The organism is Prosthecomicrobium sp. N25, from assembly GCF_037203705.1.
In the GTDB taxonomy this organism is placed as follows: domain Bacteria; phylum Pseudomonadota; class Alphaproteobacteria; order Rhizobiales; family Ancalomicrobiaceae; genus Prosthecodimorpha.
This window is the reverse complement of the sequence record NZ_JBBCAT010000004.1, coordinates 252,958-271,307: the sequence shown is the minus strand read 5'-3', so window position 1 is coordinate 271,307 and position 18,350 is coordinate 252,958. Positions and strand designations below refer to the sequence as shown.

At 70.9% G+C, this 18,350-nt stretch carries 15 protein-coding genes; 7 read left to right on the top strand and 8 right to left on the bottom strand.

Going from position 1 to position 18,350, the window contains the following annotated elements; genetic code table 11:
* Positions 1 to 64 precede the first annotated feature (64 nt).
* From WBG79_RS23495 to WBG79_RS23485, 3 genes are all read right to left on the bottom strand, one after another.
* Complete coding sequence (locus WBG79_RS23495) at positions 65 to 2,245, bottom strand: methyl-accepting chemotaxis protein (protein ID WP_337359672.1); 2,181 nt, start codon at positions 2,243 to 2,245, stop codon at positions 65 to 67.
* Positions 2,246 to 2,396: 151 nt separating this feature from the next.
* Positions 2,397 to 4,820, bottom strand: a complete 2,424-nt coding sequence (locus WBG79_RS23490; protein ID WP_337359671.1) for a GcvT family protein — start codon at positions 4,818 to 4,820, stop codon at positions 2,397 to 2,399.
* Between the two features lie 55 nt (positions 4,821 to 4,875).
* Positions 4,876 to 6,018: a hypothetical protein gene (locus WBG79_RS23485; protein WP_337359670.1), complete on the bottom strand. Its 1,143-nt coding sequence runs from the start codon at positions 6,016 to 6,018 to the stop codon at positions 4,876 to 4,878.
* 266 nt (positions 6,019 to 6,284) lie between these two features.
* Between WBG79_RS23485 and WBG79_RS23480 the strand changes: the two genes are divergently transcribed.
* Together WBG79_RS23480 and WBG79_RS23475 are read left to right on the top strand one after the other, a co-directional pair.
* Positions 6,285 to 6,479 carry a type II toxin-antitoxin system HicA family toxin gene (locus WBG79_RS23480; protein WP_337359669.1) on the top strand — a complete coding sequence of 65 codons (195 nt, stop codon included), beginning with the start codon at positions 6,285 to 6,287 and terminating at the stop codon, positions 6,477 to 6,479.
* Between the two features lie 11 nt (positions 6,480 to 6,490).
* The gene (locus WBG79_RS23475) at positions 6,491 to 6,901 is read left to right on the top strand and encodes a type II toxin-antitoxin system HicB family antitoxin (RefSeq protein WP_337359668.1); all 411 of its coding nucleotides are present in this window, start codon (positions 6,491 to 6,493) and stop codon (positions 6,899 to 6,901) included.
* 19 nt (positions 6,902 to 6,920) lie between these two features.
* Here the strand turns inward: WBG79_RS23475 and WBG79_RS23470 are convergent, their stop codons facing one another.
* The gene (locus WBG79_RS23470; protein ID WP_337359667.1) at positions 6,921 to 8,489 is read right to left on the bottom strand and encodes a trimethylamine methyltransferase family protein; all 1,569 of its coding nucleotides are present in this window, start codon (positions 8,487 to 8,489) and stop codon (positions 6,921 to 6,923) included.
* A 164-nt stretch (positions 8,490 to 8,653) separates the two neighbouring features.
* On the opposite strand from WBG79_RS23470, the gene WBG79_RS23465 reads away from it, so the two are divergent.
* From WBG79_RS23465 to WBG79_RS23445, 5 genes are all read left to right on the top strand, one after another.
* The gene (locus WBG79_RS23465) at positions 8,654 to 9,802 is read left to right on the top strand and encodes an iron-containing alcohol dehydrogenase (protein WP_337359666.1); all 1,149 of its coding nucleotides are present in this window, start codon (positions 8,654 to 8,656) and stop codon (positions 9,800 to 9,802) included.
* Positions 9,803 to 9,815: 13 nt separating this feature from the next.
* Positions 9,816 to 10,925, top strand: coding sequence for a mandelate racemase/muconate lactonizing enzyme family protein (locus WBG79_RS23460; protein WP_337359665.1), 1,110 nt, complete (start codon positions 9,816 to 9,818; stop codon positions 10,923 to 10,925).
* A 33-nt stretch (positions 10,926 to 10,958) separates the two neighbouring features.
* The gene (locus WBG79_RS23455) at positions 10,959 to 11,888 is read left to right on the top strand and encodes a LysR substrate-binding domain-containing protein (RefSeq protein ID WP_337359664.1); all 930 of its coding nucleotides are present in this window, start codon (positions 10,959 to 10,961) and stop codon (positions 11,886 to 11,888) included.
* Positions 11,889 to 12,015: 127 nt separating this feature from the next.
* Positions 12,016 to 13,203: an MFS transporter gene (locus tag WBG79_RS23450; RefSeq protein ID WP_337359663.1), complete on the top strand. Its 1,188-nt coding sequence runs from the start codon at positions 12,016 to 12,018 to the stop codon at positions 13,201 to 13,203.
* Positions 13,204 to 13,265: 62 nt separating this feature from the next.
* Positions 13,266 to 14,162, top strand: a complete 897-nt coding sequence (locus WBG79_RS23445) for a DMT family transporter (RefSeq protein WP_337359662.1) — start codon at positions 13,266 to 13,268, stop codon at positions 14,160 to 14,162.
* A 10-nt stretch (positions 14,163 to 14,172) separates the two neighbouring features.
* Here WBG79_RS23445 and WBG79_RS23440 read toward each other — a convergent pair whose 3' ends face one another.
* The 4 genes from WBG79_RS23440 to WBG79_RS23425 form a co-directional block, all read right to left on the bottom strand.
* The gene (locus WBG79_RS23440) at positions 14,173 to 15,189 is read right to left on the bottom strand and encodes a hypothetical protein (RefSeq protein ID WP_337359661.1); all 1,017 of its coding nucleotides are present in this window, start codon (positions 15,187 to 15,189) and stop codon (positions 14,173 to 14,175) included.
* A 100-nt stretch (positions 15,190 to 15,289) separates the two neighbouring features.
* Positions 15,290 to 16,822 carry an acyl-CoA carboxylase subunit beta gene (locus WBG79_RS23435; RefSeq protein WP_337359660.1) on the bottom strand — a complete coding sequence of 511 codons (1,533 nt, stop codon included), beginning with the start codon at positions 16,820 to 16,822 and terminating at the stop codon, positions 15,290 to 15,292.
* A 107-nt stretch (positions 16,823 to 16,929) separates the two neighbouring features.
* A complete protein-coding gene (locus WBG79_RS23430; RefSeq protein ID WP_337359659.1) occupies positions 16,930 to 17,622 on the bottom strand; it encodes a sulfotransferase family 2 domain-containing protein in 693 nt (230 codons plus the stop codon).
* Between the two features lie 10 nt (positions 17,623 to 17,632).
* The gene (locus tag WBG79_RS23425) at positions 17,633 to 18,331 is read right to left on the bottom strand and encodes a sulfotransferase family 2 domain-containing protein (RefSeq protein ID WP_337359658.1); all 699 of its coding nucleotides are present in this window, start codon (positions 18,329 to 18,331) and stop codon (positions 17,633 to 17,635) included.
* Between the last annotated feature and the right edge of the window lie 19 nt (positions 18,332 to 18,350).

Genomic DNA, 18,350 nt, shown 5'->3' with positions numbered 1-18,350 from the left:
CCAGACTTTCGCCCGGCGCGCGCCCGCGCGCTGTCGCGTTCGCGACGTCCCGCGACGGCTCCGGTCAGGCGGCCTCGAGCTGCTCGACGAACCGGCGCAGCCCGTCCTGAAGCTCCTGCGCTTCGCGGCCGAGGTCCCGGGCCTGCTCGACCACGGACTGGGCCGCGGTCTCGGTCGACACCACCGCCTGGCGGACGTCGACGATGTTGGCGGAGACGATCTCGGTCCCCTGTGCGGCGTTCTGCGCCGAGCGGGCGATGCCGTCCGTGGCATGACGCTGGTCCGTGACCGCCTCCGAAACGGACCCGACCGCCGCCCCGATGTCGCCGACGACGCTGCGGATCTTATTGATGGCGTCCACCGCCGTTCGGGTCGCCTCGCGCATGTCGGCGATCTGCAGGGCGATCTCGTCCGTGGCCTTGGCGGTCTGGCCCGCCAGCGTCTTCACCTCGCCCGCGACCACCGCGAAGCCCCGGCCCGACTCGCCCGCCCGCGCCGCCTCGATGGTGGCGTTGAGGGCGAGCAGGTTGGTCTGCTCGGCGATCGACTGGATGATGTCCACCACCGATCCGATCTTGGCGGCCGTCGATGCGAGGGACTCCACCAGGGTGTTGGTGGCCTGGGCCTGCTGGTCGGCCTGGGCCGTGATCGTGCCGGAGCGCCCGATCAGCTCCGCCATGCCGCCGAGCGACGCCAGCAGCCGATCCGTCGAATTGGCGACGCTGCGCACGTCCGTGTTGGCCGCCTCGGAGGCCTCCGCGACGGTGCTGGAGCGCTTCGCGGAGACCTGCGCCAGCTCCGCCATGCGGCCGGCCTCCGTCTCCAGGGTCTCGGCGGCCCGTGCGACGGTGCCCACCACCGACCCGACCTTCTCCTCGAACTCGCGGGCGAGGCGCGACGTCATCGCCCGCCGGGCACGTTCCTGCTCCGCGCGTCCGCTCTCGTTCTCCGCATGCCGCCAGGCCGCCTCGGCCTCGACGGAATCCTTGATGCTGGCGACCGCACGGGCGATCTCGCCGATCTCGTCCTTGCGGTGCCGGCCGGCGATCTCCTCGTCGAGCTTGCCGCCCGCAATCGCCCGGAGGGCCGCGGTGAGCTTCAGGATGGGCCGCGTGATGCCCGAGGCGACCAGGATGCCGATCAGCACCGTGCCGGCCAGGATGGCGACGGCGGCGATCTGCAGGGTCCGGCTGATCTCGTCCGCGGCGGCGAGCGATTCGGAGACCGCCTTTTCGGCCACCAGCATCCAATCGCTGCCGAAGATCCGCGTCCGCGACGTGGCGGCGAGCCGCTCCTCGCCGTCGCGGATGAACCGGAACACCGAACCGGCCTGGAGCTTCGCCGCTTCCGCCGCCATGCCGACGGCGGTCGCCGGCAAGCCGGCCGTCGGGTTGGCGGACAGCGGCGCGTTGCTGCGCAGCCGCCCGTCCGGGCCGACCGCGAAGGTCTGCCCCGTATCGCCGAGACCGTTGCGGTCGGACAGCACCCGGTCGAAGATCGCCGGGCCCAGCCGGAGCACCACGTAGCCGCCGCGCACGCTCGCCTGAGCCTCGCCCATGGCAACGTTCGCCTTGCGCACCAGGGGACGGCCGAGGAAGGCGGAAGGCTCCTCGCCGCCCGGCGCGTAGGCCGCGAAGTCGACGAAGCTGGCCTTGTCGTCCGGCCCGTCGCGCATGGCGGTGAAGAGCTGGCCGAGCCCGGTGCCGGCCAGGTCCCGCGCGGCGTCATGGGCAAAGTCGTCGCCCTTCACGACCGTGTAGACGACGCGCCCGTCCTTGTTGAGAAGAAGGATGTCTGCGTAGCCGCCGACCGCCTTCACCGCCGACGCCGCCGGGTGCACCTTGGCGTGGCGGACACCGTACATGGCCCCGATTTTCGCACCGTCCGCCTGCGCGCGCTCGGCCGCCGGCAGGCCGGCGAAGAACTGGATGACCTTATCGGTATCGGGCTTGCCGGGCTGCAGGTTCTCGTCGAGGTCGCCCAGATTGCCCGCGATGATCTTGTCCGCCGTCAGCGCCGCAAGGTCGACGTCGAGCCTCTCGGCGATGAGGTCGAGGCTGAGCTCCCGCGCGCCCGCCGCCTGCAGGAGCCGGCTGCGGGCCTCGGCTTCGAGACCGTCCCGGGCTCCCATCCAGCCGATCGTGCCCATCACGGCGGCACTGGCCAGCGCCAGCCCGACGAGGGCAAAAGGTATACGGAAGCGTAGCGACGACATCATGGCGGGCACCCCGAATTCAATGCTCACAAGCTTGGAATTTCGGTAGTGACTTCCAGGTTAACGCTGCGCCCGAGAAGCGTGGTTGCTCTTGTGCCCTTTCGTCACGCTGATCAAGAATACGAATATAATCCATGGTCCGTATGGAAACGGACAATGTGATTTCTGCGTAGGTTCCTGCCTAGGCCCGCATTCGCACGCCGGCCGGATCGAACAGCGGTTCGACGAGCACCCTGGCCCGACGGCGCTCGCCGATGATCTCGATCTCGTATCCGGCCGCCGCCTCGAAGGCGGCCGCCTCGACGTAGCCCAGCGCGACCGACGTCTCGCTGGCATGCGCATAGCCGCCCGACGTGACCCAGCCCACCACCCGCCCGTCCCGCCAGATCGGCTCGTCGCCGATCACGTCCGCGTCGAGCGCATCGACCGCGAAGGTCGCCAGGATCCGCTTCGGCCCCGCCTCCCGCGCGCGCAGGAGCGCGTCCCGGCCCACGAAGTCGGCCTTCTGGGTCGCCACGAACCGCTCGAGCCGCGCTTCCCAAGGCGTGTAGATCGGCCGGTATTCGCGCGACCAGGAGCCGAAACTCTTCTCGAGCCGCAGCGCATTGAGCGCCCGCGCGCCGAACGGACGGATCCCGAGGTCCGCCCCGGCCGTCAGGACCAGATCCCAGAGCCCCCGCAGGTGCTCCGGCCTGACCCAGATCTCGTAGCCGAGGTCGCCCGTGTAGGTGACCCGCCCGACGGTCGCCGGGAAGCGGCCGACGTCGAAGCGGGCGATGTCCATGAACCGGAAGGCGGCGGCCGACACGTCGCGCTGTGCGAGACGGGCGAGCAGGTCGCGCGACCGCGGTCCGGCGACCTGAAGGCCGACCAGTTCGAGCCCCAGGCTCCGGACCGACACGCCCTCCGGCGCCCGCGCCAGGAACCAGCGCATGTGATAGGCCTCCGCGAGGCTCGAGCCGAAGACCAGGAACCGGTCCTCCGCCAGCCGCCCGACCGTGAAGTCGCCGATCAGCATGCCGGCCGGATTGAGCATCGGGGTGAGCACCATGCGGCCGACCGCGGGGATCCGGTTCGGCAGCAGGCGGTCGAGGAAGTCCTCCGCACTCGTCCCCGCGATCTCGTACTTGGCGAAGTTCGAGATCTCCAGGACACCGACGCCGGACCGCACGGCGCGCGCCTCGGCCCCCACATGCGGGAAGTCGTTCGAGCGTCGGAACGAGAAGTCGTCGCGCGCCTCGGCCCTGGACGGCGCGAACCACAGCGCATGCTCCAGGCCGCAGAGGTCCCCCATGACGGCGCCGCCCTCGACCAGCCGGTCATACAGGGCCGTGGTCCGGAACGGCCGCGCGGCGGGCAGTTCCTCGTTCGGGAAGCGGATGCGGAAGCGGCGGGCGTAGTTCTCGCGCACCTTCGCGTTGGTGTGGCCGAGGGTCGTCCAGTCGCCGTAGCGGGCGACATCCATGCCGAACACGTCGAAGCCGGGATCGCCGTCGACGATCCAGTTGGAGAGCGCCAGCCCCACGCCGCCGCCCTGACTGAAGCCCGCCATCACGCCGCAGGCGACCCAGTAGTTGCGGACCCCCTTGATCGGCCCGACGAGCGGGTTGCCGTCCGGGGCGAACGTGAAGGGGCCATTGATGATCTTGCGGATGCCGGCCCTGGCATAGGCCGGGAAATGCTCGAAGCCGACCTCCAGCGAGGGCGCGATCCGGTCCAGGTCGGGCTCCAGCAGGTCCTGGCCGAAGTCCCAGGGCGTGGTCTTCTCGGACCACGGCTTGCAGGCCTTCTCGTAGGTGCCGAGCAGCATGCCGCCGCGCTCCTGGCGCGTGTAGATCTCGCCCTCGAAGTCGAGCGCGGTGATCACCTCCTTGCCGGTCGCCGCGTTGATCTCGGCCACCTCCGGCATGTCGTCGGTCAGAAGATACATGTGCTCCATGGCCAGGATCGGCAGTTCGAGCCCGATCATCCGCCCGCATTCGCGCGCCCAGAGCCCGCCCGCGTTGACCACGTGCTCCGCATGGACCGTGCCCTGCTCGGTGACCACGTCCCACGTCCCGTCCGCCCGCTGGACCGTGTCGACGACCCGGTTGCGCAGGACGATCTCGGCGCCCTGGATCCGGGCCGATTTCGCGTAGGCGTGGGTGGTCCCGTAGGGGTCGAGGTGGCCCTCGAACGGGTCGTACATGGCGCCGACGAACTTCGTCTCGTCGATCAGCGGCATCAGCCGCTTGGCCTCGGCGGCCGAGATGATCTCGGTGTGCATGCCGAGGTAGCGCCCCTTGGCATGGGCCATCTTCAGCCAGTCGAGCCGCTCCCGGGTGCCGGCCAGCATGACGCCGCCCGTCAGGTGCAGCCCGCAGGACTGGCCGGAGAGCGCCTCGATCTCCCGGTAGAGCTCGACCGTGTACTGCTGCAGCTTGGCGACGTTCGGATCGCCGTTGAGCGTGTGGAAGCCGCCGGCGGCGTGCCAGGTCGACCCCGCGGTCAGCTCCGCGCGCTCGATGAGCATCACGTCGCGCCAGCCGCGCTTGGTCAGGTGGTAGAGCACCGAACAGCCGACCACGCCACCGCCGATGACGACGACCCGGGCAGAGGACTTCATGGCTTCACTCCGGTAGGACGGGACCGAGGGACGACGCGCCCGGCCGTCCGCGCCCTCAGGAGAGGGCGCGCCGGGAGCGCTGGAAGGCGAGTGCGATCAGGAACGCGATGGCGAGGAGCCCCGTGAAGAGCCCGAAGGCCAGCGGGAAGGAGTAACGCTCCACGATCGCGCCGAACACGAAGGGCATCGGCCCGCGCGGCAGGGACGAGACGAGGGTCACCACCGCGAGCGCGGTGGACGCCGCCAGCGACGAGGTCGTCGCCGCGAGCGCGAACCCGCAGGGTACGATCGAGGCGGTCCCGGCGCCGATCAGCGCGAAGCCGAGCGCACTCGTCCAGAACCCCGCCCCGAGCGCCACGATGCCGAAGCCGGCCGTCGCGACCAGGATGGAGAGGTTCATCAGCAGGGGGTCGCCGAGCCGAGCCCGCAGCCGGTCGGCGACGAGCCGCACGCTCGACTGGCAGCCCGCGAAGAAGGCCGCGCCCGTCCCGGCCAGCGCCGCCAGCCGCGGCGCCTCCACGGCGAGGAGCGACGAGGACCACAGGATCGCCGCCATCTCGCCCGCCATGGAGATGCCCGCCACCAGCCCGATCGCGACGAGGCTCCAGGTCAGCGGCAGCCGCCTCGACCGCCCGTCCGCCGGCCTGAGCGGCCGCTCGGGCGTGGCACGGGTGACGCAGAGCGCGACCCAGCCGAACACCAGCGGCGCCGCCGCGGCGATCGTCCAGGGCCCGGCGAGCGTCACCGCCAGGCTCGACGGGATCGCCGCGACCGCGATGCCGCCCGACGCGAAGCCGTGCAGCCCGGCGAGGATCGGCGCCCGCTTCTCGGTCTCCACCGCCATGCCCTCGGCGTTCATGATGAGGTCGATGATCCCGACCAGCACCCCCATCGCGGTCAGCGCCGCCATGAACCACAGCCGCCCGGCCGCCAGGAACAGGAGCGGCAGCACCAGCCCCTGGGCCGGCAGCGCCGCGAGCAGGATCCGCCTCAGCGTGAAGCGGCGCGCCAGCACGCCCGCGAAGGACATGGCGGTCAGGTTGCCCGCCATGAACAGCGTGAAGCCGATCCCCAGCTCTGCCGGCGAGATCCCCGACCGGGCCGCCACGGTCGGCACCGCCCCCGACCACAGGCCGAGCGCTACCCCGAACGCGACGAACACCGATCGCACGGCCCCGTGCGGCGTCGAGGGAAACAAGGTCGGCGGTCTCCGGGAACTGCGGGCGGACGAACAGGGCGAATCCGACCGGCAAGGGGCTCCATGATAGCGAGCCGGGGGACGGCGGGCCACGTCGGCATCGAGGAACGCGCGACGGTGCTTCACTTCTCGCGAAGTTCGACATTACGTTAGGAAAGATGGCCTCTCTGCCGCCCGCAGCAGCCGGGGAGCGGTACTCGACCGTAAAGCCGGCCGGATGCATCTGGACATTTTGCACATTTATATGCACATTGGAGAGACATGCGGTGCCCAGTGTGGAAACCAATACGCGTCGTATCGTTGCGCGCCTCTCGCGCGAGGGGTGGGTGAACATCGGCGGTGCAAAACACGACAAGTTCGTGAAACTGGACCGGCCCGACATCCAGATCATCGTGCCCAGGCACAAGGACCAATCCGAAGGTGTCGCACGATCGATCGCACGATTGGCCGGCTGGCTTTGAGGATATCGTTCATGACTCACTATGTCGGAATCATCGACGGACAGAAGGATGTCTGGGGCGTCCGGATTCCGGACGTTCCGGGATGCCATGGCGGCGGGGGGACACCAGAGCAGGCTCTCAGCGATGCGGTGTCGGCTCTGAGCGAAATCGCTGACGACCTCGCGCGCCGAGGTCGCTCGCTTCCTGCGGCGCGGACCATTTCCGAATGTGCGTCGGACCCCGCCATTCGCAAAGATATGTCCGAGACTGACGCATTCGTGCTGGTGCCGCTGATTTTCGAGTCGGGTCGCCCCGCCCGCGCCAACATCTCCATGGACGCCGGCCTCCTGCAGGCGATCGACTCGGCGGCGAAGCGGCGGGGCCTGACGCGCTCGGCCTTCCTCGCCTCCGCGGCGCGGGAGAAGATCCTGTCGGAGGTCTGAGCGCGCCGTTTCGCCCATGTCAGAAGTCCGTGGGCGCGCCGCCCTCGGCCTTGCGGCGGGCGACGAAGGCGTCGAGTTCCTCGCGGACGGCCGGCTCCATGGGCGGCTCCGCGAAGGTGTCGAGGCGCTCCCGGTAGAGCCGCTCGGCCGTGTCGTAGGCGGTCGGCGACCCGGCCTCGCGCCAGGTCTCGTAGTTGCGCCAGTCCGAAATCATCGGGGCGAAGAAGGCCGTCCGGTAGCGGGCCTGCGTGTGCGCGCAGCCGAAGAAGTGCCCGCCCGGCCCGACCTCGCGCACGGCGTCGAGCGCCAGCGTGTCGTCGTCGACCGTGAGCGGCGTCAGGAATTCCGCGATCATGCCGAGGAGGTCGGCGTCGAGCACCATCTTCTCGAAGGAGGCGTGCAGTCCGCCTTCCATCCAGCCGGCCCCGTGCATGATCAGGTTGGCCCCGCCCATGATCGCGCCCCAGAGCGAGAAGACGCTCTCGTAGGCCGCCTGGGCGTCGAGCGTGTTCGCCGCACAGGCGTTCGACGACCGGTAGGGCACCCGGTAGCGGCGGGCGAGCTGGCCGCCGAGGAGCGCGGCCTTCATGTATTCCGGCGTGCCGAAGGCCGGCGCCCCCGACTTCATGTCGACGTTCGAGGTGAAACCGCCGTACATGAACGGCGAGCCGGGCCGCACGGACTGCGCGAACACCAGCCCGGCCAGGGCCTCGGCGTTCTGCTGCGCGACCGCCCCGACGATCGTCACCGGCGCCATGGCGCCCGCCAGCGTGAAGGGCGTGAGCACCGTCACCTGGTTAGCCCGCGCCATCTGGATGATGCCCTCCAGCATGGGCCCGTCGAGCCTGAGAGGCGACGACGAGTTGACGATGGTGAAGACCGACGGCTCGCGCTCGAGCCGGTCCCGGTCGATGCCCCGGGCGATCCGCGCCATCTCGATGCCGTCCGTGATCCGCTCCCGCCCGAGCGAATAGGCGTGGATCGGCTTGTCCGAGAGGGTCAGCATCGCCTGCAGCGCGTCGAGGTGCCGCACGGAGGCGTGGATGTCCGCCGGTTCCGTCGGATACCCGCCCCAGAGATGCATGGCGTCGAGCGTCTGTCCGAGCCGGATCAGGTTGCGGTAGTCGGCGATGTTGCCGGGCCGCCGACCGCCGGCCCGGTCCGCCACGTTCGGCGTCGAGCCGATGGACGCGAAGGCCACGTGGCCGTCGCCGAACACGACGTCCCGGCCGGGATTGCGCGCATGCAACCGGAAGCTCGGCGGCGCGAGCCCGATCTTGGCCTCGACGAGCCCCCGGTCGAAACGCACCCGCTTCGAATTCGGGTCGACGTCCGCGCCTTCCGCCTTGAGGATCGCGCGCGCCTCGTCATGCAGGAAGTCCATCCCGATCTCTTCCAGGATGGTCAACGAGGCGGCGTGAATCGCCTCCAGCTCGTCCGCCGAGACCGCCGGCACCGGGGCGAAGGGCAGCCGCGGCTGCGGCTTGCGCACTTCGGCCGGACGGCTCCTCTGCCGCTCCTCGCGCCCCCGCCGCCGCCCGCGCTCGCCCGCCCCGGCCGAAATCCCCTCACCCGTGTCGCTCGCCATCGAAGATCCTTTCGCCCCGCCCCCGAGACCCTGCCGCCTGCCGGCCGGCGCGGAAAGGCCTGGCGCGGCCATATCGTTTTTTTGGATCACGCTATCGAATATCGGCGCTGACCGGCCCGCCCCCGCGCCACTAAACCTGAGCGGGATCGACGTTCGGAGGACGCATGGCCCGCTGGGAACTCGCCCGACTGCCCCACATCACCGGCGGCCCCGGCGCCCGTGACGCCGCCGGGCCACTGGCCGCCGCGCTGACCGGGCCCGGCGCCGCCGTCCTGCTCGTCGCCGACCCGGGCCTCGCCGCGACCGGCCTCGTCGACGACGTCCGCGCGTCGCTGGCCGGCGCGGGGCTCGCGGTCGAGACCTTCTCGGACTTCACCGGCGATCCGACCGCCGCGCAGGCGGACGCCGCCGCCGCCGTGGCCCGGCGCTCGAAGGCCGCGGCCGTCGTGGCGCTCGGCGGCGGCTCCGCCCTCGACCTCGGCAAGGCCGTCGCGGCGATCGCGACCGACACGGCCCCGGCGGTCGCCTATCAGCTCTGCGAACGCGACTTCCCCGCCGCGACGCTCGCCCGCATCGCCATCCCGACCACGTCGGGCACCGGCTCGGAGGCGACCCGGACCGCCATCCTGACGCGTGCCGACAAGGCCAAGGTCTGGCTCTGGGGCGACGCCCTGAAGCCGCACGAGATCATCCTAGACCCGGAGACGACCCTCTCCCTGCCGCCCGCCCTCACCGCCCAGACCGGCATCGACGCCCTGGTCCACGCCCTGGAGGCCGCCACCAACGCCAACGCCACGCCGGCCAATCGCCTCTACGCCCACGAGGCGATCCGCCTCGCCGCCCGTCATCTGGAGCCCGCCGTAGCGGACGGGGCCAACCTGGAGGCCCGCGCCGGCCTGCAGCGGGCGGCCTGGCTCGCCGGCATCGCCATCGACAACGGCGGCACCGCCGTCGCCCACACCATCGGCCATGCCCTCGCGTCCCTGCGCCCCCTCCACCACGGCCGCTCCGTCGCCCTCGGCATGATCGCGACCCTCGACTGGAACATCGTCGACGACGACGGCCGCTTCGACGCGGCGGCGCGCGCCATGGGCCTCGGCGCGGCCCGGGACCTGCCGGCCGCCTTCGAGCGCCTCACCCGCGGCATCGGCATCCGTGTGTCGCTCGCGGAGGAGTTCGCCGGGATCGCGCCGGAGACGCTCTCCGCCCAGATGGCGCGCCCCGAGAACGCCGCCATGCGCCATTCCAACCGCCGCCGGATCGAGGACGCCGACCTTCTCGTCTTCGCCGAACGCGTCCTGACGCAGGCGTGAGGGCCGGACCGCCATGAAGATCACCGGCATCGAGATCACCCATCACCGGCTGCCCCTGGATCCGCCGTTCCACGCGAGCTGGGACACGCGGCCGCGCACCCGTTTCGACGCCACGATCGTCCGCGTGACCACCGACGAGGGCCTCGTCGGCGTCGGCTCGGGGGACGCGATGGCCGGGTTCGCCGGCCACGAGGATCTCTTCATCGGGCAGGACCCGCTCGCGATCGAGCGGCACTGGCGCATCCTCTCCAACATCCAGTTCCACGTCGGCCGCTGCTGGCCGCTCGACCTCGCGCTCTGGGACCTCGCCGGCAAGATCGCCGGCCTGCCGGTCTGGAAGCTGCTGGGCGGCCTCTCCGACCGCGTCCGCGCCTACGCCTCCTCGGGGACGCTGCGCGCCCCCGCAGCCCTCGCCGAGGCGGCCGAGGCCTACCTGGACCGCGGCTTCCGCGCCCTCAAGATCCGCTTCCACCGGGGCGACTGGCGCGCCGACATCGCCGCCCTGGAGGCCGTCCGCGCCCGGGTCGGCACGAAGCTCGACCTGATGGTGGACTGCAACCAGGGTTGGCGCATGTCCTGGGACGCCTATGCCCCCTGGTCGCTCAAGGACGCCCTGCAGGTCGCCCGCGAGCTGGAGGGGCTCGGCGTCTACTGGATGGAGGAACCCCTCCACCGCTCCGACCGCGAGGGCATGCGGCGCCTGCGCGAGATGACCGACATCCGCATCGCCGGCGGCGAGATGACGCGCGAACTGCCGGAGTTCCGCGACCTCATCCGCGACGGCTGCCTGGACGTGGTGCAGCCCGATGCCGCGCTCGTCGGCGGGATCACGGGGCTCCGGCGCGTCGCCGCCATGGCGGAGGCCGCCAACCTGGTCTTCACGCCGCACACCTGGACCAACGGCCTCGGCGTCGTCGCCAACGCCCACCTCACCTGCGCGCTGGCCGACGCTCCGTACCTGGAGTTCCCCTTCGACCCGCCGGAGTGGACCCTGCCGCGCCGGGATTTCCCGATCCGCGAGCCCCTCGACGTCGACCGCGACGGCTGGATCGTGTTGTCGGAGACGCCCGGCCTCGGCTACGAACTGGACGAGGAGAGACTGACGGCGACCCGGATCGGCTGACGGCCCGGGTGCCCGTGCCCGGGAGACGCTCCGATGGACCGCCGCTGGCTTCCCCTCAACGCCCTGCGCGCCTTCGAGGCCGCCGGACGGCACCGCAGCTTCACCGCCGCGGCCCAGTCGCTGCTGGTCACCCAGTCCGCCGTCAGCCGCCACGTGATCGGGCTCGAGGACCTGATCGGCATCCCGCTCTTCGAGCGCAAGCCGCACCAACTCGCCCTGACGGACGCCGGTCGGCGGCTCCTCCCCGTGGTCACCCGCGCCTTCGACCGCATCGACGAGGCGCTCGAGGAGGTCCGTGCCGAGCGCGCCGGCCCCCGCCGGTCCCTGCGGGTCGCCCTGCCCCACACCTTCGCGCACCAGCTGGCGGTTCCCATCCTGAAGGACTTCCGTGCCGAACACCCAGACATCGGCATCGATATCGACAGCCGCATCGTCTCCGGCCCGATGGAACGCGGCGCCGACGTGGCCGTGATCTATTCCGAGCCCAAGGTCACGGATCGCGTCCTCGACCTTCTGTGGATGGTCCGCCTGACCATCCTCTGCCACCCGGACGTGGCCGCCCGCGCCGAGGGGACGGACCTGGGGCGCTTCCTCGCGGCCCACGACCTCCTCCACGTCCGCCTGGAGGACCGGCCGAAGACCTATCTCTGGGAAATGGTCACCCGCACCGCCGGGTGCCCGGAGGTGAAGGTCGACCGCGGCCTCGTCTTCGACACGGCCCAGATGGCCGTGCAATACGCCCTGTCGGGCGAAGGACTGGCGCTCGTCGACCCCCTGCTCTTCCAGGCCGAGATCGCGGCCGGACGGCTGGTCCGGCCTTTCGACCTGATGATCGACGACGGCTATGGCTACTACCTCGCCACCGATCCCGACGACCTCGGCGACACGGCCGTCTCGGTCTTCCGCAGCTGGCTGATCCGCCGCTTCTCCGCCCCGCCTTTCGCGCCCGAACGCCGCGCCTGAGCGCCGACCCGGCACATCGGCGCAGGGCGGCCGGCGACAGAAGGTGTCGCGCCGAACCATGCGCCGCCCGCCGGCCGCCCACAGTGGTACCGTCCCGCCACGCCCTCGCGAATCGGAAGCCCGTCCCGTGCCCTCCGCCTATCGCCCGGTCGCCGCCCTTCTCGTCTCCGTCTTCGTGCTCCTGACCGGCCACGGACTGCTGACCACGATCGTGCCCCTGGGAGCCCGCGCCCACGGGGCGAGCGAGGTGGAGGTCGGCCTGCTCGGCTCGGCCTACTTCCTCGGTATGATGCTCGGTGCCGTCGCCAACCCCGGCGCGGTCCGCCACGCCGGGCACGCCCGCGCCTACACGGCCTCCATCGCCATCGGCATCGTGGCGACCCTCGGCTTTGCCGTCTTCCACGAGATCGGGGCCTGGATCCTGTTCCGCGGCGTGCTCGGCTTCTGCCTCGCCGGGGTCTACGCCACGGTCGAGAGCTGGCTTCAGGGCAAGTCCGACAATGCCGTGCGCGGCCGGGTGATCTCGGTCTACAGCGTCATCCAGTATGCCGGCTGGGCCGCCGGCAACCAGTTGCTCCGGCTGGACGAGCCGACCGGCTTCACGCTCTTCGCCGCGGCCGCGGCCCTGCTCGCGGCCTCGATCCTGCCCCTCGCGCTCACCGAGCAGGATCCGCCGGAACGGCCGGCGAGCCCCAGCCTGCCGGTCCGCTGGTTGTGGCGGACGAGCCCGGTCGCCATCGTGGGCGTCTTCCTCATCGGCGCCTGCAACGGCCCCTTCTGGTCGCTGTCGGCGGTCTATGCCGCCGAGATCGGCCTCTCCACCGCGCAGGTGGGCACCTACATGACGCTCCTGACCGCCGGCTGCGCCGCGCTCCAGATCCCCGTCGGGCGCCTGTCCGACCGGATCGACAGGCGCCGGGTCCTGCTCGGCCTCATCGGCGCCTGCGTGCTCTTCGAGGTCCTGATCGGCCTCCTCGGCGCGCGCCTGCCCCATCCCGTCCTCTACGCGCTCGGCTTCGCGCTCGGGTCGGTCCTGGCGACCCAGTACTACGTGCTGGCCTCCCATGTGAACGACCGCACCGGACGCGAGAACGCCGTCGGCGTCGCCGCGGTGCTGCTGCTGGTCTATTGCCTCGGCGCGATCGCGGGCCCGGTCTCGGCCGCCGCCCTGATGGCGCGCGCCGGCCCCAGCCTGCTCTATCTGCACAACGCCGCCCTCCACGCACTCTTCGGCGGCTACGTACTGTGGCGTATGCTCGCCGCCGGCGCCCCCGAGCGGGCCGCCGCGGCGGCTCCGATCCGTCCGGCGGCCTGAGGCGCCGGCATGCCCCCCGCAAACGGCCCAGTGGCCGGCCCGGTCACCCGGAGAATGGCCCGATGTCCCGCTCGCCGCTGATCGGATCCGCCATGGCCCTCGCCGCCGGGCTGCTCTGGAGCTTCGGCGTCCTCACCGTCCGCTTCGCCGCCGAGGCCGATCCGTTCCAGTACCTGATCTGGCGTGCGGTCGGCGTCATGGCCGTGATGGAGGGCATCTCGGTCGTGTCCGGCGGCGGCCTGCTGCTGCCCCGGTTCCTCAAGACGGACCGGCTCGGCTTCGTCGCGGCCGCGGGCCTCGTCCTCGCCGCGGTCGCCTTCGTGTTCGCCCTGAAGCGGACCACTGTCGCCAATGCGGTCTTCTTCGCCTCCACGGCCCCCCTGCAGACCGCGATCCTGGCCCGTATCTTCCTGGGTGAACGGCTCGGGACGGGCGGGGTGGCCTCCATCCTGGTCGGGCTCGCCGGCCTCCTCGTCATGGTCGGCGGCGACCTCGGCGGCGGCGACCTGGCGGGCAACCTCGGCGGCCTGTTCTCGGCCTTCGGCTTCGCCGTCTATGCGGTCGCGGTGCGTCTCGGCAAGGGCCGCGACTTCGCGCCCGTCCTGGCCGGCTACGGGCTCTTGACCCTTCTGGTGTGCCTGGCCGCGACGCTCTTCAACGGGCGCACCCTGCTGCCGCCGCCGCTCGACGTCGCCATGGCGGTGACGCACGGCGCCGCGCTGATCGGCATCGGGACGATCCTCTTCAACCGCGCCTCCCGCGCCGTGCCCGCCGTCGGCCTGACGGTGCTGGCGCAGACAGAGACCGTCTTCGCCCCGCTCTGGGTCTACCTCGTCTTCGCCGAAACCCCCAAGGCGACGAGCCTGGCGGGCGGCGCACTGATCCTCGCCGCCATTCTCCTGAAGGCTTTCACGACTCCGCCCGAGCCGCGGCCCGCGCTCGGCGAGCGGCCGGCCTGACCGGTCGTGCTCAGGCGGCGCCGCGCCGGACGACCGCCTCGAGCGGTGTCGGCAGCACCGGATGGATCCGGCGCAGGAAGTCGATCAGGGCCATCTCGGCCGCCGTCACGCGCCCATTGCGCCCGATCCAGGCGACCGCCCAGTCGACCTCGCCCGCCGAGAGCGCCTCGGCATCGGTGATCGCCGCCGCGTCGCGCCGGTTATCCTCCGCATGCGCCGCTTCGACCTTGTCGGAGAGGCTCTGGGTGAGGGTCTCGATGAGATTGCCGAAGCCGGTCAGCCCGTCGACGAAGCGGTCGAGGAAGGTCCCGTAGCCCTCGGCCGGCGCGTCGAGCCAGCGCTCGCGCCGCAGGGCCTCCTCGCGCGCGGGGGCCTCGTGAAGGGTGGCCGCCATGAGGTAGTTGCCGACCGCCTTGGCGAACAGCCCGGCCCACTCCGGCACGTTCTCGGCGTCGCCGACCGCGTCGTCGATGTCGAAGAGCGCCTCGGCCTCCTCGCGCGACACCGCGATGCCGCGCTCGCCGCCCGCCGCGTGCAGGACGCGACGGACCAGCGCCACCTCCGCCATGGTGATCCGCCCCGGCTCCAGCCGCCCGTGCCGGGTGACGCCGGATCCGTCCACGACCGCGTGCCGCACCTCCGCCAGCGCGGCGGCGGAGAGCCGGAACGGCACGGCGCGCGCCCTCTCTACGACCCTGACGAGGAGCTCCAGTTCGGTCTCCGACTTGACCTTCGCGTCGGCGGTGATGCGCTGAAGCAGCCATTGCGCCTCGGCCTCGTCGACGTAGCCTTGCGGCTCGGTCTGCTCGACCACGTAGTCCGTCATGGCCTCCAGGAAGAGCGCCGTCCACTCCGGCACCGGCGCCGTGATCCGGTCCTCGAGGTCGAACAGGAGCTCGGCCTCCGCCGGGCCGATCCGCCCGTCGTCCCCGTAGACCTCCCGGCGGAGCACGAGGACGTCGGCGGCGTCGAGCGAGCCGGTGCGGCTCGCCTTGTCGAGGAGGCTCTTGCGATCGAACGGCTGCATCGGTCCGGGTCCTCTCGGGAGGAAGATCCGGCAAGCCTAGCAGGCCCCGCTTGCCCGGGAGTTAAGCCCAGGCCTCGTCTTGCGCCGCGCCGCGGCGCCGTCACAGCGGGATGTTGTCGTGCTTCTTCCAGGGGTTCTCGACCTGCTTGTTGCGCAGGAGCCGGAGCGCGCGGGCGATGCGCGAGCGGGTCGAATGCGGCATGATCACGTCGTCGATGTAGCCCCGCTCGGCCGCCACGAAGGGGTTGGCGAAGCGGTCCTGGTATTCCTTGGTGCGCCTGGCGATCTTCTCGGGATCGCCAAGTTCGGAGCGGTAGAGGATCTCGACCGCCCCCTTGGCGCCCATCACGGCGATCTCGGCCGTCGGCCAGGCGTAGTTCACGTCGCCGCGGATGTGCTTGGAGCTCATCACGTCGTAGGCCCCGCCATAGGCCTTGCGGGTGATGACCGTCACCTTCGGCACGGTCGCCTCCGCGAAGGCGAAGAGCAGCTTGGCGCCGTGCTTGATGAGCCCGCCGTATTCCTGCGCGGTGCCCGGCAGGAAGCCCGGCACGTCCACGAAGGTGACGATCGGGATGTTGAAGCAGTCGCAGAAGCGGACGAAGCGCGCCGCCTTCTTGGAAGCGTCGATGTCGAGGACGCCCGCGAGCACCATCGGCTGGTTGGCGACCACCCCGATGGTCCGTCCCTCCATGCGGCCGAAACCGCAGAGAATGTTCCTGGCGTGGTTTCCCTGGATCTCGAAGAAGTCGCCCTCGTCAACGACCTTCAGGATCAGCTCCTTCATGTCGTAGGGCTTGTTCGGATTGTCGGGAACCAGCGTGTCGAGCGAGCGGTCGACCCGGTCCGCCAGGTCGTGGGTGGCGATCTCCGGCAGCGACGCCTGGTTGTTGGCGGGCAGGAAGTCGACCAGCCGGCGCACCTGCAGCAGCGCCTCCACGTCGTTCTCGAAGGACCCGTCGGCGACCGACGACTTGGTCGTGTGCACGGAGGCCCCGCCGAGTTCCTCCGACGTGACGATCTCGTTGGTGACCGTCTTCACCACGTCCGGGCCGGTCACGAACATGTAGCTCGTGTCGCGCACCATGAAGATGAAGTCCGTCATTGCCGGCGAGTACACGTCGCCGCCCGCGCAGGGGCCCATGATGAGGGAGATCTGCGGGATCACGCCCGAGGCGAGGACGTTGCGGAGGAACACCTCGCCGTAGCCGCCGAGCGCCGCCACGCCCTCCTGGATGCGCGCGCCGCCGGCGTCGAAGAGGCCGATGATGGGCGCCCGGTTGCGGAGCGCCATGTCCTGCAGCTTGGTCATCTTGCCGGCGTGGGTCTCCGACAGGGACCCGCCGAACACCGTGAAGTCCTTGGCGAAGACGTAGACGACCCGGCCGTTGATCGTGCCCGAGCCGATCACCACGCCGTCGCCCGGCGTCTTCGAATCGGCCATGCCGAAATCGGTGCAGCGGTGCTCGACGTAGATGTCGATCTCCTCGAAGGAGCGTTCGTCGAGCAGGCACTCGATCCGCTCGCGCGCCGTCAGCTTGCCGCGCTTGTGCTGCGCCTCGATCCGCTTCGGGCCGCCGCCGGCCCAGGCTTCCGACCGCCGACGCTCCAGTTCAGCGAGGATTTCCTTCATGGCGCGAGCCCCCGGTTGCCGTGTCGGGGCTGCTTAGCATGCCCCCCCCGGGGCCGCAAAGTACGCCGAAAGGCTGAGCGGCGCGGCCGAACGTCCCTCGCCCGACGTCAGAACCGGTAGCCCATCAGCGCGATCTCCGGCGCGTAGAGCCGGGCGACCTTCTCCCGCGTCTCGTCGTCGTAGTAGTCCCGGTAGGGAATGCCCTTCGGCCGCAGGTTGCCCTTCTGGCGCGGCAGCGGCGGCAGGCGGTCGATCCCGACCTCGGCGAGGAACGTCCCCAGGTCCTCCTCCAACCTCTCGAACCGCAGCACCCGGTCGACCGCCACCCGGCCGTCGATCGAATAGGCGTGGAAGTTTTTCAGCGGATGATGAAGCCGGTCGTCGAGGACGAAGTCCCGAAAGCTCGGCGGGTTCTTCTGAAGTCGGGCCCGGTAGAAGTAGTTGGACACCTCGCGGTCCCACGGGTTGCGCTCGACCGCGACCTTCCGGTAGCTCGACCAGACCGCCTCGCCGACGAGCGCCCGCACGCGCGCGGCGCCCATGTGGTTGTAGTAGACCTCGCCGTACCACTTCGTGTTCAGTCCCGTGGCCTTGGCCCACCACCACCTGAGCGGCCGCGCGCGGAGCGGCACCACCCAGTTGCGCGCCCCGTGCTCCCCCCGCTCCCGTTCCTCCCGCTCCGACACCGGCGTGACCACGTCCTCCGGGCCGCACAGGGTCGCGAGGGCGAATTCGATGCTGGTTCCGGCCGTTTTGGCCGTCTTGATGAAGATGAATCGGTGCCGGTGCGACAGGATCATGGGCGCGATCTCAGAACTCGTACCCGAAGGTACGGATCTCCCTGGCGTAGAGGCGAGCGACGAGGTCCCTCGTCTCGGTCGTGTAGAGATCGCGGTAGCGTCCCTTGTCCGGCCTCTGGTGCGAGCGGGCCCGCGGCAGCGCGGGCGTCGGGTCGATCCCGAGGCGGGCCATCAGGGCCGCGAAGTCCTCGTCGAGCCGCTCGTGCCGGAGAACGATGTCGGCGACGACCCGGCCGTCGATCGAATAGATGTCGAAGTTGTCGATCGGCTTCCGCCTGGTGTGCCGGCGGAGGAATTCCTCGAAGGACGGGCGCCCTTCCGGCTTCGGGTGATGGAAATAGAAGTTCGAGACCTCCCGGTCCCACGGGTTGCGCTCGATCGCCACCTTCAGGTAGCCGTCGAAGACCTCCGCCCCGAGCAGCCGGCGCAGGCGCGCCGCGCGGATGTGGTTGAAATACTCGACCCCCGCCGCCCGCTTCGACACCCCGGCGGCCACCAGCGCCCGCGCGAGCAGCGGCCAGCGGTCCCGGGGAACGTCATGGTTCTGCCAGTTCACATGGCGCCGGCCGTCCGCGCGCGTCTTCGCCCCGTCGAGCGGGGTCACCACGTCCTCCGGGCCGCACAGGTCGGCAAGCGCCACCTCGACGCTGGTCGAGCCGACCTTGCGGCACTTCAGGTAGATGAAGCGATGACGGTGGCTGATGATCATGCCCGCTCCGCCGGGGGAC